The organism is Azospirillum humicireducens, assembly GCF_001639105.2.
GTDB lineage: Bacteria > Pseudomonadota > Alphaproteobacteria > Azospirillales > Azospirillaceae > Azospirillum > Azospirillum humicireducens.
The window spans coordinates 2,121,482-2,133,805 of the sequence record NZ_CP015285.1 but is presented as its reverse complement, the minus strand read 5'-3'; the positions used below and the strand labels follow the sequence as shown (position 1 = coordinate 2,133,805).

Here is a 12,324-nt window from a genome sequence, read left to right as displayed (position 1 = left end):
CGGACGCCGGGCTTGACGTGGCTGGAGCGGCGTTCGAGATTGCGGCAAGGACACGCGACCGCTCCCTGGGGGAGACCGCCTCATGAGAAAGCCGACAGACGCAATGATCGACCACCACAGCGCCCTCATCTATGTCATGGTCCTGGTATCCGCCTGCGACGCCGATATGACCGACGCGGAACTGGAGGCCATCGGCGAGAATGTGCGCTATCTGCCGATCTTCAAGGATTACAGCGGCGATCAGGTGATGGCCGCCACCCGCGAATGCACCGCCATGCTGTCCGACAATGACGGGTTGGACACGGTGCTGACCATCATCGAGCAGGCGGTTCCGGCCAAGCTGCGCGAGACCGCCTATGCGGTCGCCTGCGACATCGCCGCCGCCGATCCGAAGGCGTCGCAGGAGGAACTGCGCATGCTGGAGATGATCCGCCACCGGCTGGGGGTGGACCGTCTGTGCGCCGCCGCCATCGAACGCGGAGCCCGCGCCCGCCACATGCGCCTCTGACCCTGCCGGACTTCTCCTGAAAGCCCGGAATTCTATCGAAAGCCTGGACATGAGCGAAGAGACCACCCGCCCCGATCTCTCCGGCCGGCGCATCGGCTTCATTGGGCTCGGCCTGATGGGCAAGCCGATGGTTCGCGCCCTGGCCCGTGCCGGTGCGGAGCCCGTGCTGACCAGCCGCAGCCCCGGTCCGGTCGCCGAACTGGCGGCGGAGGGCATGATCGCCGCCACCGGTCCGGCCGCGGTCGCCGGGCAGGCCGACATCATCATCCTGATGCTGACCGACACGGCGGCGGTTGAGGCGGTGGCCGAGGCGCTGCTGCCGGTCCTGCGGCCCGGCCATCTGGTGATCGACATGGGCACCACCGCCGTCGCCGCCACCCGTGCGCTCGCCGAGCGGGTGGCCGCGGCCGGCGCGGACTGGCTCGACGCCCCCGTTTCCGGCGGCACGGTGGCGGCGGAGGCCGCGACCCTGACCATCATGGCCGGCGGCTCCGAGGCAGCCTTCGCCCGCGCCCTTCCGGTGCTGCAGGCGATGGGCCGCCGCATCACCCATGTCGGGGCCAGCGGCGCCGGCCAGATCGCCAAATCGGCCAATCAGGTCATCGTCGCGCTGACCATCGGCGCGGTGGCGGAAGCGCTGGCGCTGGCGCGGGCCGCGGGCGCCGATCCGGCCAAGGTGCGGGATGCCATCCGCGGCGGCTTCGCCGAATCCCGCATCCTCGACCTGCATGGCGGCCGCATGGTCAGCGGCGACTTCACGCCGGGCGGCCGCGTCACCACCCAGGTCAAGGACCTGCGCCAGGCGGAGGAGCTTGCCCAGCAATCCGGCATCGACCTTCCGACGCTGGGCCTGTCGCTGGAACTGTTCGAACTGCTGGTGGAGCAGGGTGACGGCGCCCTGGACCATTCCGCGCTCTACCGCCTGTTCGCGCGCTGAACCGGTCGGGGATGGGGGGCGGTGGATTTTCAACCCGCCGCCTTCCGCGCATCGCCGTCCATTCCCGTCCGTTGCGGCAATGACCTGCTTTCCGCAAGTTTCTTCTCAAAACGGTTGAGCCCAGGCGCCGCATCGTCCATTCTCCCGGCTTTCCACGGGGCGGCGGACCTTCCGCCGTTCCATCGGCTTAAGACGGGTCAGGCGGCGATGACGGGCGAACGCATCTATCTTTACGACACCACGCTGCGCGACGGGGCGCAGACCCAGGACGTGGATTTCTCGGTCGCCGACAAGATTGCGATTGCCAAGGATCTCGACCGGCTGGGCATCGACTATGTCGAGGGCGGCTGGCCGGGCGCCAACCCGACCGACGACCAGTTCTTCGCCGAGGCGCCGCAGCTGACCCGCGCCGTCTTCACCGCCTTCGGCATGACCCGCCGCCCAGGCCGCAGCGCCGCCAACGACCCGCAGCTGACGGCGCTGGCGCAGTCGAGCGCCAAGGCGGTCTGCATGGTCGGCAAGACCTGGGACTTCCATGTCGACGTGGCGCTGAACATCCCGCGCGAGGAGAATCTCGACCTGATCCGCGACAGCATCGCCGCGCTCCACGCCGCCAAGGGCGAGGCGCTGTTCGATGCCGAGCATTTCTTCGACGGCTACAAGCGCAACCCGGCCTACGCCGTCTCCTGCATCAAGGCGGCCTATGAGGCCGGCGCCCGCTGGATCGTGCTGTGCGACACCAACGGCGGCACCCTGCCGCACGAGATCGACGCCATCGTGCGCGAGGTGGTGGAGACGCACGGCATTCCCGGCGACAATCTCGGCATCCACTGCCACAACGACACCGAGAACGCCGTCGCCAATTCGCTGGCGGCGGTGCGGGCCGGCGCGCGCATGGTCCAGGGCACCATCAACGGGCTGGGCGAGCGCTGCGGCAATGCCAATCTTGTTTCGCTGATCCCGACGCTGATGCTGAAGCTGGGTTACGAGACCGGCATCCGGCGCGAGGATCTGCCTCTCCTGACCCAGCTGAGCCGCGCCTTCGACGACCGGCTGAACCGCGCGCCCAACCGGCATGCGCCCTATGTCGGCGCCAGCGCCTTCGCCCACAAGGGCGGGCTGCATGTCTCGGCGGTGGAAAAGGACCCGTCCTCCTACGAGCATGTCGCCCCGGAGGCCATCGGCAACCGCCGCCAGATCGTCATGTCCGACCAGGCCGGGCGCTCCAACCTGATCGTGCGGCTGCGCGACATCGGCATGGCGGTGGATGCGAAGGACGACCGGCTGACCGGCCTGCTCGATCTGGTGAAGCAGCGCGACAGCGACGGCTACGCCTACGACACGGCGGAGGCCAGCTTCGAGCTGCTGGTCCGGCGTGAACTGGGCGAGGTGCCGCGCTTCTTCGAGTTGCTGCGCTTCCACGTCACCGACGAGCGCCGCTACAACGCCGTCGGCAAGCTGGTGGTGGAATCGGAAGCGGTGGTGCGCGTGCGCGTCGGCGACGCCGTCCGGCTGGAGGTGGCGGACGGCAACGGCCCGGTCCACGCGCTGGACGTCGCCATGCGCAAGGCGCTGGAGCCGGTCTATCCGGCGCTGGCGCAGGTCAGCCTGTCCGACTACCGCGTCCGCATCCTGGCCGCCAAGGACGGCACCGGCGCCATGCCCCGCGTGCTGATCCGCAGCGCGCGGACCGACGGCAGCGAATGGTCGACGCTGGGCGTCTCCACCAACATCATCGAGGCGTCGATGGAAGCGCTGGTGGACAGCTACACCTATGCCCTGATGAAGAGCGAGGCGAAGCCGGTCTGAAGGACCGGCCCGAGGTCAGGTGCGAGGTGGCCACGCGGCACCTTCCCAGCATGGCGATGTTCTGTTAGCTAACGCGGTTTCGGGGCGCCCGCATTCACGCGGGGACTGCTCCGGTCACCGGCGCCCGTATTGCCGCGGGTCCGCTCTCGGAGGATCATCGCCATGCTTTGGCTCGCCGCCTATATCGGCAGCATTCTTGCCATCAACTTCGCCTTCAGCCTGTTTCCCCACCTGGATCTGGTCTGGTCCTGCTGGGCCGGCCTGATCTTCATCCTGCGCGACATGGTTCAGGTGCGCTTCGGCCATTGGGCGCTCGCCGCCATGCTGGGCGGCACCGTGCTGTCCTATCTGCTGACCGATCCATTCGTCGCCACCGCCAGCGTCGTCGCCTTCGCGGTGTCGGAGATGATCGACTGGGCGGTCTTCACCATCACCCGCCGGCCCCTGCGCGACCGTCTGTGGATCAGCGCCGCCCTGTCGGTGCCGGTCGACACCGCCATCTTCTTCGGCATGCTGGACATCTGGGATCCCGCCGTCTGGGCGGCCAGCTTCGCGTCCAAGCTGCTGGGCGTGTCGGCGGTCTGGCTGCTGATGCGGGCGCGGGAAGGGCGGATGGCCGTAGCGGCCTGACCGCCGTCCCATGGCCAAGGTGGGGGCCGGCCGCTCCATCGCGGGGTCTCCACCTCCACCGAATCTTAACCGCAACGGCGGTATTCTCCTCCATGCCCCTGTCCGGCCTGGAGGAGGCCGACCATGGCCCCGAACCGAACGCTGCATGGAACGCCGTACCCCGTTTCGTATCCCGCCCCGCCGCCCGGCCCGCTCGGCCACGGCGCGGATCCCCTGGATGCACGCGCGTCGCACCATGCCCCGGCGGAGCAGGCCCATCCCACCCGTCTGCTGATCGTCGTCCTGGTCGCGCTGGCGACCCTGGCAGGGCTTGCCTATGCTGGCGGCATCGCGGTGGACCGCATCCTGGAACAGCGGCGGATCGAGGCGCGGATGGGACCGAAACCCCGCCTCGCGCAACTGCCGGCGATCGAAGTGCCGCTGGGCGGGCTGCGCGCGGTGGAGATGCAGGTCTCGCTGGTGCTGGCGCCGAAGGTGGAGGCCGACCGCGTCCTGCGTTACCAGGACCGCATCGCCGACCGGCTGTTCCAGACCGTCAGCCAGGCGGGCACCGAAACCCTGACCGGCACCGGCTCCGCCGACTTCCTGAAGGCGCGGATCAAGGACGCGGTGAACCGCGAGGCGGGAACCGGCCTGATCCTCGACATCTACATCGAACGCATGGTCGTCAAGTGAACGACGCGGGGCTCGGCCAGCGATGCCCCTTGTCTTGTGCGGCGCAATAGCCTATGTAGGGCGTCTTGATCGCTGGAGGCTCGCGCGTCTCTTGAGCGAGACGCGCTGTGATTGCGCAACGGCAGCCCCCCAGGGGGCAAACGTCCCGGTGTTCTAGGGACGCTCTCGCCGCTGCATCGGATAGACGCCTCTCCCTCTATCGACCTCCTCCCGGCGAGTCCGCCGGTATGTCCCACGCCCGCCATCGGGGCGCGCGGGGCCGTGCCGTGTTGCTTTGAGAAGGTTGTTACGACTTGACGTTTTCCGAACTCGGCCTGCACCCGCTCGTCCTGAAGGCCCTCGAGGCGTTCGAATACACCACCCCGACCCCGGTCCAGCTCGCCGCCATTCCGCCGGCGCTGCAGGGCCGCGACATTCTCGCCACCGCCGAGACCGGCACCGGCAAGACGGCCGCCTTCATGCTGCCGGCGCTGACCCGCACCGCCGAGCTGCCGCTGAACGGCGCCGCCACCCCGCGCGTGCTGGTTCTGGCCCCGACCCGCGAGCTGGCCAAGCAGGTCACCGACGCCGCCCGCAAATACGCGAAGTTCATGAAGTTGAACATCGTGGACGTGGTCGGCGGCATGCCCTACCGCGAGCAGCTGCGCCTGCTGTCGCGTCCGGTCGACGTTCTCGTCTGCACGCCGGGCCGCCTGCTGGACCATGTCGCCCGCCGCCGCATCGCGCTGGACGAGGTCGAGGTGCTGATCCTCGACGAGGCCGACCGCATGCTGGACATGGGCTTCCTCGACGATGTCGAGACCATCGCCAAGTGCTGCCCGCCGACACGCCAGACGCTGCTGTTCACCGCCACGCTGGACCGCCGCATGGCGCAACTGGCCGGCAACCTGCTGCGCAACCCGGAGCGCGTGGCCGTCGAGAGCCAGGCGACCGCGATCAACGTCGAGCAGCGTCTGCACCATGCCGACGATCTCGACCACAAGCGCCGCCTGCTGCAGCATTTCGCCGCCCAGGAAGAGGTCGGCAAGGCGATCATCTTCGCCGCCACCAAGCGTGATGCCGACACGCTGGCCGAGGAGCTGAGCGCCGCCGGCCATGCCGCCGCCGCCCTGCACGGCGACATGGACCAGACCAAGCGCAACCGCACGCTCCAGCGTCTGCGCACCGGTCAGGTCCGCCTGCTGGTCGCCACCGACGTCGCCGCCCGCGGCATCGACGTGCGCGACATCACCCACGTCATCAACTTCGACCTGCCGCGCTCGGCGGAGGACTATGTCCACCGCATCGGCCGCACCGGCCGCGCCGGCGCCTCGGGCGTCGCGATCTCCTTCGCCGCCCGCGCCGACCGCGAGACCCTGGTCCGCATCGAGCGCTACACGAAGGCGACGCTCGAGGTGCATGTGGTGCCCGGACTGGAGCCGACGCGCCCCTTCACCACCGGTGGCGCCGGCCGTCCGGCCGGTCGCAACGGCCGTCCGGGTGGCGGCGCCGGCAAGCCGTGGCACCGCAACGGCGAGTCCAAGGGTCCGCACGCCCCGCGCGGCCCGCGTCCGGATTACGCCCGCAACGACAACCACCGCGGCGACTCCCGCCCGGACCATGCCCATGCCCGCCGTGAAGCCCACGGCAACGGCAAGCCGGCGGCCCGCGCGAAGAGCTGGTAACGGGCAGCGTCCCTGACGCTTCCGAGGTCTGAATGGAAACGCCCTCCCTGCTGGCCTCGCGGTCGGCAGGGAGGGCGTTTCCATGTCAGGCCCGTGCTATCGGACGCAGCTTACTGAAACGCGATCTTCGCGTTGTCGCCAGGATCCGGCGACTGGCCGGTCAGCTTCGCCTTCACATAGCCATAGGCGTAGACCATGGTGCTCGACGGGCTGTCCCAATATTCGGCCTGATCGACCGACACCTTCAGCAGCGCCACCTCGGGATCGTCGGGACCCTGCGGGAACCAGGTGCTCATGATGTCGCGCCACAGGAAACGGATCTTGTCGCGGTCGCGCACGACCTCGGCGATGCCGGAAACTGACACGTAATCCTGCTTGTCGGGATTGGAGTAGGCGAGATTGACGCGCCAATGGCGGTCGATCTCCGCCACCTTCTCGGAATGGGCGCGGGTGAAGAACCACAGGGTGCCGTCTTCGAACCCCGCATGGGACAGCGTCGCCATCGGACGGGAGTTCAGCCGGCCGTTGTCGTCCAGCGTCGTCATCATCGCGACCTGAACGCCCTTCATAATCTCCCAGAGCTTCTTGAGTTCATCCTTGTCGGGGCCCTGGTCGGGGGTGTGGCCGGCGGTGGTGCTATGGACCATGGTCTGCCTCTCGTTCGGTAGCCCAGCGGAGACAGGGGGAACGCCTTTCGCGGTCAGAAAGTTCCGGCCTGCTGGTTCACTCCCCCGACGGACCAGGATCCCGTCCCGGTGTGATGGTGGTCGATCCGGGTCAGCGACCAGGGATCGATCCGCAAACGCAGTGCCGCTTCCGGTGTCAGATCCAGTGCCAGCGCCAGCGCCCCGCGAATGGTGCCGGCGTGGATCACCGCAACCAGATCGCGTCCCGCATGGCTGTCGGTCAGCCGGCGCAGCGCCGCTGCCGTGCGCTCCATCACCGCGGCGAAGCTCTCGCCGCCGGGTGGGGCGTGGCGTGCCGGGTCGCGCCAGAAGCGGGCGGCCGCCTCCGCGTCGCGCATCGCCGCGGTGTCGTGGCTGATGCCTTCCCAGTCGCCGAAATCCTGCTCGGCCAGCGCCGGCTCCACCACCGCCGTGTCGGCAAGGCGGGGGTTGCGGGTCCACAGCGCCTGGGCGGTCTGCCGGCTGCGGCGGAGCGGGCTGGTCAGCCACAGGGCTTCGGCGGGAAGGCTGGCCGCGAGCGCCGCCGCTGCTGCCCGGTTGCCGGTGTCGGCCTCGCGGTCGCTCGACCCGCAGATGACGTTGTCCGGGTTGTGGACCGGCGCATGGCGGATCAGCCACCAGCGGGTGACGGTCAGGGGGGTAAGGCTCACCGCGGTCATGCCGTTGCTCCGATGAGGGCCGACAGCGTCAGCAGGACCGTGGCTTCCGCCACCTGCTGGGCGGCGCCGAAGACGTCGCCTGTCTGCCCGCCGAGATGGCGTTTGGCGAGCGCTCCCACCGCCGCGACCCCCAGAAGGGACGCCGCCAGCGCCGGCAGGGCCAACCCACCGAGAGCCGCCGCCGCAATCGCAATGCCGAAGACGAGCGCCAGCACCACCGTCGCCATCGCCGGCCGTCCCTGCGCCGCCGCCAACCCGTCGCGCCGCGCCGGGGACAGCACGCGCGCCATCGCCGCCAGTCCGCAGCGCGACAGGGCGCCCGCCGCCACCAGCGCCGCACCCGCCGCCGGCACCGGCAGGGCCGCCAGCGCCGCCGCACGGATGCCGACCGAGAAGACCAGCGCCAGAACACCATAGCTGCCGACGCGGCTGTCGCGCATGATCTCCAGCTTGCGCGCCAGATCGCGCCCGCCGCCGAAGCCGTCGGCGACGTCGGCCACGCCATCCTCGTGCAGCCCGCCGGTCAGCCGGACGGTTGCCGCCAAGGCCAGCAGTGCCCCGGCCAGCGGCGGCAGGTGCAGCAGGGCGGCAAGCGCGAACACCGCAGCGCCAACGAGCCCGACCAACGCCCCCACCAGCGGAAACCATCCCATCGCCCGCGCCGATGCGCCTTCGGCCAGCGGTCCGTTGAGCGGGCCGATGGGGGGCAAGGGCAGGCGGGTGAGGAACACCAGCGCCAAGGCGGCATCCTGGGTCCAGCGCGGGGGAGGTGATGGGGCGGTGGTTGCGTCACGCATGATCGGCATCGACTACGCCCAACCGGCGTCCGGCGCAACCCTGCTCGGAGAACGGTTCCGCACCCTTCGCATAGGTCCGATTCCTTGACCGGAACACCCGGTCCGCCTACCTTGTGCGTTTGAACTCACCCATCATCATCGAGCACCCATGGCCCGTCTTCCGATCCTCGTCGCCCCGCATCCGATCCTGAAGCGCAAGGCGCAACCCGTCGCCGAAGTGGATGCGCGCGTCGTCAAGCTGATGGACGACATGGTGGAGACCATGTACGACGCCAACGGCATCGGTCTGGCCGCTCCGCAGGTCGGCGTGCTCGACCGCGTCATCGTCGTCGACGTCCATGAGAAGGGCGAACCGGCGAATCCGATCCGTCTCGCCAACCCGGAAATCGTCTGGTCGTCAGACGAGAAGTCGGTGTGCGAGGAGGGCTGCCTGTCGGTGCCGGAGCAGTATGCCGAGGTCACCCGTCCGCAGCGCATCCGCGTCCGCTATCTGGATGAAAAGAACCAGCAGCAGGAGTTCGAGGCCGACGGGATGCTCGCCACCTGCATCCAGCATGAGATCGACCATCTGAACGGCGTCCTGTTCGTCGATTACCTGTCGATGCTGAAGCGGAACATCCTGCTGAAGAAGGTCCAGAAGCTGCAGAAGGCGACGGCCTGACCAGCCCAAGAACAGAACTGCGATACGATCCGATGACCCCGCTCCGTCTCGTCTTCATGGGCACGCCCGATTTCGCCGTGCCCAGCCTTGCCGCGCTGATCGAGGCGGGGCATCAGGTCGTCTGCGCCTACAGCCAGCCGCCGCGCCCCGCCGGCCGTGGCCAGCAGGTGCAGAAATCGCCCGTCCACCGCTTCGCCGAGGAGCATGGCATCCCCGTGCGCACGCCCAAGAGCCTGCGCACTGCCGAGGCCCAGGCCGAGTTCGCCGATCTCAAGGCCGATGCCGCGGTGGTCGCCGCCTATGGCCTGATCCTGCCGCAGCCGATCCTGGATGCGCCGCGGCTGGGTTGCGTCAACGTGCATGGCTCGCTGCTGCCGCGCTGGCGCGGGGCGGCCCCGATCCAGCGCTCCATCCTGGCCGGCGATGCCGAGACCGGGATCACCATCATGCAGATGGACATCGGGCTCGATACCGGGTCCATGCTGTCGAAAGAGGCGGTGGCGATCACCCCCGCCACCACCGCCAGCAGCCTGCATGACGAACTGGCGGCGCTCGGCGCCCGCATGATCGTCCCGGCGCTGGACGGGTTGGCCGCCGGCACGCTGGCTGCCGTGCCGCAGCCGGAGGAGGGCGTCACCTACGCCGCCAAGCTGACGCGCGAGGATGGCCGTCTCGACTGGACCCAGCCTGCGGATTACGTCGAGCGGCAGGTCCGGGCGCTCACCCCCTGGCCCGGCTGCTGGTTCGATGCCGCCAACGGCGAACGCATCAAGGTTCTGGCCGCCGAACCGGCGACCGGCACGGGCACGCCCGGCACGCTTCTGGACGACCGGCTGACAGTTGCCTGTGCCGGTGGCGCGGTGCGGCTGGTCAAGGTGCAGCGTCCTGGCAAGGCGCCGGTGGATGGCGCTGCCTTCCTGCGCGGCTTCGCGCTGGCGGTCGGGCAGCCTGTCTCTGCCGAAGCCGTCGCGGATTGACCGCCGTGCAGCGCTGGAAACTGACCGTCGAGTATGACGGCCGTCCCTTCGTCGGCTGGCAGCGCCAGGACAATGGCCCCTCCGTCCAGCAGAGCCTGGAGGAGGCGGTGCAGCGCCTGTCTGGCGAGCTGGTGCGGGTCCATGGCTCCGGCCGCACCGATGCCGGGGTGCATGCGCTGGGGCAGGTCTGCCATTTCGACCTGGAGAAGCCCTTCACCGGCCTGAAGCTGCGCGACGCCCTGAACTTCCACCTGAAGCCGGCGCCCATCGCGGTGCTGGAGGTGGAGCCTGTCACCGGGGATTTCCACGCCCGCCTGACCTCGACCGGCCGCGCCTATGTCTACCGCATCGTCAACCGCCGGGCGCCGCTGGCGCTCGACGCCGGCCGGGCGTGGCATGTCACCCGCCCGCTGGATGCGGAGGCGATGCATGAGGCGGCACAGGTTCTGGTCGGTCAGCATGACTTCTCCAGCTTTCGCGCCGCGCTGTGCCAGGCGAAGTCGCCGGTGAAGACGCTGGACCGGCTGGATGTGGAGCGTCAGGGCGACGAAATCCGCGTCCACGCCGCCGCGCGTTCCTTCCTGCACCATCAGGTCCGCAACATGGTCGGCACGCTGGAACTGGTCGGCGCCGGCAAATGGACGGCGGACGATGTGCGCCGTGCGCTGGAGGCCCGCGACCGCGCCAAGGCCGGGCCGACCTGCCCGCCGGATGGGTTGTATTTCATGGCGGCGCGTTACTGAGCGACGGCGCTTCCCGCCAACCGCCGCTTCTCGCCGGTGAAGACCGCCACCAGATGCTCGATCACCGCCCGCACCCGCGGCACCTCGCGGCGGTCGCGGTGGACCAGCAACCAAGCCTCGCGGGTCAGCGGCGGGCCGGACAGTGGCAGGCGTTCCAGCCCCGCCACGCCGTCCGCCAGCATGCAGGGCAGGAAGGCGGTGCCGAAGCCGGCGACTGCCGCCGCGAGTTGACCCTGCACGCTGTTGGAGCGGAAGGCGACGCGCCGGCCGCCGCCATGGCGCTCCAGCCACAGCGCCTCCGGCAGTTCCGCCATCGACTCGTCATAGGCGATCAGCGTATCGGGTGCGTCCGGTGCGGCATAGAGCCCATAGCCCAGCGTCGCCAGCCGCCGTCCGACAAGATCGCCGCGTTGCGGCCGGGCCAGCCGGATCGCCAGATCGGCCTCCCGCCGGGCAAGGCTGAGGGTGCGGTTGTCGACGATGATTTCCAAATCCAGGGCCGGGTTGGCAGCGCGCAAGGGTCCCAGGCGGGGGATCAGGAAGATGTCGGCCAACGCCTGGGTCATCGTCAGCCTGACCGTGCCGGTCAGTCCGGCGTCCTCGCCCTCGCGGCGGCGGATCGCCTGCGCCCGCTCGTCCATCGCTTCGGCGAGGGCGCGGACGCTTTCGCCCTCTTCGGTCAGGACATAGCCGTCGGGACGGCGCTCCATCAGGCTGCGGCAGAGCGCGGCCTCCAGTGCCGCCAGCCGGCGCCCGACCGTGGCATGGCTCAGCCGCAGGCCGCGCGCCGCCGCCGACAGGCTGCCGGCCCGCGCCAGTTCCAGGAAGACGCGAAGATCGTCCCAATCGAGCGGACCTGTGAATTTCTGAACAGTCATCGTGCAAGGATAGCGGATGGCTGCGCATCGGTGAACGGGGCAGCATCGCCGTCATCAACCTTCAGCGAAAGCGGAGCTGCCTGCCATGACAACCCAAACCGCCAAGACCCTGCGCCAGATCGTCGGCGCGCCGAACACGCCCGCCCCACTGGACAAGGCGGTGCTGGTGCTGATCGACCTTCAGCGCGAATACACCGAGGGCGCCCTGCGGCTGTCGGGAGTCGATGCGGCGGTGGGGCGGGCGGCGGAGCTGCTGACCCTTGCCCGCGCCAACGCCGTGCCGGTGATCCACATCGTCCACCACACCGCGGCGGGTGCGCCGGTCTTCGATCCCACCGGGCCGACAGCAGAGATCATCCTGGCCGTCTCCCCGCGCGAAGGCGAGCCGGTGATCGTGAAGAAGCTCGCCAACGCCTTCGCCGGGACCGACCTTCAGGCGGTGGCGCGCGCCACCGGGCGGACCGAGATGATCGTCGCCGGCTTCATGACCCACAACTGTGTCAGCAGCACCGTGCGGTCGGCGGTGGATCATGGCTGGCGGGTGACGGTCGTGGCGTCGGCCACTGCAACTCGCGACCTTCCCGACGGCAAGGGCGGCGTGGTGCCGGCGGCCGACATCCAGCGCGGCGTACTCACCGGCCTGTCCGACAGCCTCGCCGTGGTGGTGGAGGATGCGCGCGCCTGGGGGTGAGAGAAGTGG

At 69.6% G+C, this 12,324-nt stretch carries 14 protein-coding genes; 10 read left to right on the top strand and 4 right to left on the bottom strand.

Annotation, left to right across the window (positions count from 1 at the left end; translation table 11 throughout):
* Positions 1 to 82 precede the first annotated feature (82 nt).
* The 6 genes from A6A40_RS09960 (at position 83) to A6A40_RS09935 (ending at position 6,223) form a co-directional block, all read left to right on the top strand.
* Positions 83 to 508 carry a tellurite resistance TerB family protein gene (locus A6A40_RS09960; protein ID WP_063635247.1) on the top strand — a complete coding sequence of 142 codons (426 nt, stop codon included), beginning with the start codon at positions 83 to 85 and terminating at the stop codon, positions 506 to 508.
* 49 nt (positions 509 to 557) lie between these two features.
* On the top strand, positions 558 to 1,445 hold the full coding sequence (locus A6A40_RS09955; RefSeq protein WP_063635246.1) for an NAD(P)-dependent oxidoreductase: 888 nt from the start codon (positions 558 to 560) through the stop codon (positions 1,443 to 1,445).
* 207 nt (positions 1,446 to 1,652) lie between these two features.
* Positions 1,653 to 3,254, top strand: coding sequence for a citramalate synthase (cimA, locus tag A6A40_RS09950; RefSeq protein ID WP_063635245.1), 1,602 nt, complete (start codon positions 1,653 to 1,655; stop codon positions 3,252 to 3,254).
* A gap of 162 nt (positions 3,255 to 3,416) precedes the next feature.
* Positions 3,417 to 3,884, top strand: coding sequence for a hypothetical protein (locus A6A40_RS09945; RefSeq protein WP_063635244.1), 468 nt, complete (start codon positions 3,417 to 3,419; stop codon positions 3,882 to 3,884).
* Between the two features lie 123 nt (positions 3,885 to 4,007).
* A complete protein-coding gene (locus A6A40_RS09940; RefSeq protein ID WP_063635243.1) occupies positions 4,008 to 4,559 on the top strand; it encodes a flagellar basal body-associated FliL family protein in 552 nt (183 codons plus the stop codon).
* A gap of 293 nt (positions 4,560 to 4,852) precedes the next feature.
* Complete coding sequence (locus A6A40_RS09935) at positions 4,853 to 6,223, top strand: DEAD/DEAH box helicase (RefSeq protein WP_063635242.1); 1,371 nt, start codon at positions 4,853 to 4,855, stop codon at positions 6,221 to 6,223.
* 110 nt (positions 6,224 to 6,333) lie between these two features.
* Here A6A40_RS09935 and A6A40_RS09930 read toward each other — a convergent pair whose 3' ends face one another.
* From A6A40_RS09930 to cobS, 3 genes are read right to left on the bottom strand one after another with little or no spacing between them, the layout of a single operon-like run.
* A complete protein-coding gene (locus A6A40_RS09930) occupies positions 6,334 to 6,870 on the bottom strand; it encodes a pyridoxamine 5'-phosphate oxidase family protein (protein WP_063635241.1) in 537 nt (178 codons plus the stop codon).
* A 53-nt stretch (positions 6,871 to 6,923) separates the two neighbouring features.
* Positions 6,924 to 7,568, bottom strand: a complete 645-nt coding sequence (locus A6A40_RS09925; RefSeq protein WP_063635240.1) for a histidine phosphatase family protein — start codon at positions 7,566 to 7,568, stop codon at positions 6,924 to 6,926.
* Positions 7,565 to 8,365 (bottom strand): adenosylcobinamide-GDP ribazoletransferase, encoded by an 801-nt coding sequence (gene cobS / locus A6A40_RS09920; RefSeq protein ID WP_063636218.1) that lies wholly within the window; start codon positions 8,363 to 8,365, stop codon positions 7,565 to 7,567. The genes A6A40_RS09925 and cobS overlap by 4 nt, the downstream gene beginning before the upstream one ends.
* A 148-nt stretch (positions 8,366 to 8,513) precedes the next feature.
* Here cobS and def point away from each other — a divergent pair, with 148 nt between their 5' ends.
* The 3 genes from def to truA are packed head-to-tail and all read left to right on the top strand — an operon-like array spanning position 8,514 to position 10,746.
* The gene (gene def, locus A6A40_RS09915; protein WP_063635239.1) at positions 8,514 to 9,026 is read left to right on the top strand and encodes a peptide deformylase; all 513 of its coding nucleotides are present in this window, start codon (positions 8,514 to 8,516) and stop codon (positions 9,024 to 9,026) included.
* Positions 9,027 to 9,058: 32 nt separating this feature from the next.
* A complete protein-coding gene (gene fmt, locus A6A40_RS09910; RefSeq protein WP_063635238.1) occupies positions 9,059 to 10,003 on the top strand; it encodes a methionyl-tRNA formyltransferase in 945 nt (314 codons plus the stop codon).
* Positions 10,004 to 10,008: 5 nt separating this feature from the next.
* On the top strand, positions 10,009 to 10,746 hold the full coding sequence (truA, locus tag A6A40_RS09905) for a tRNA pseudouridine(38-40) synthase TruA (protein ID WP_063636217.1): 738 nt from the start codon (positions 10,009 to 10,011) through the stop codon (positions 10,744 to 10,746).
* On the opposite strand, the gene A6A40_RS09900 is transcribed toward truA, so the two are convergent.
* Positions 10,740 to 11,624, bottom strand: coding sequence for a LysR family transcriptional regulator (locus tag A6A40_RS09900; RefSeq protein ID WP_063635237.1), 885 nt, complete (start codon positions 11,622 to 11,624; stop codon positions 10,740 to 10,742). The genes truA and A6A40_RS09900 overlap by 7 nt on opposite strands.
* Before the next feature lie 85 nt (positions 11,625 to 11,709).
* Here A6A40_RS09900 and A6A40_RS09895 point away from each other — a divergent pair, with 85 nt between their 5' ends.
* Entirely contained in the window at positions 11,710 to 12,315 is a 606-nt protein-coding gene (locus A6A40_RS09895) for a cysteine hydrolase family protein (RefSeq protein ID WP_063635236.1), read from the top strand.
* Positions 12,316 to 12,324 lie beyond the last annotated feature (9 nt).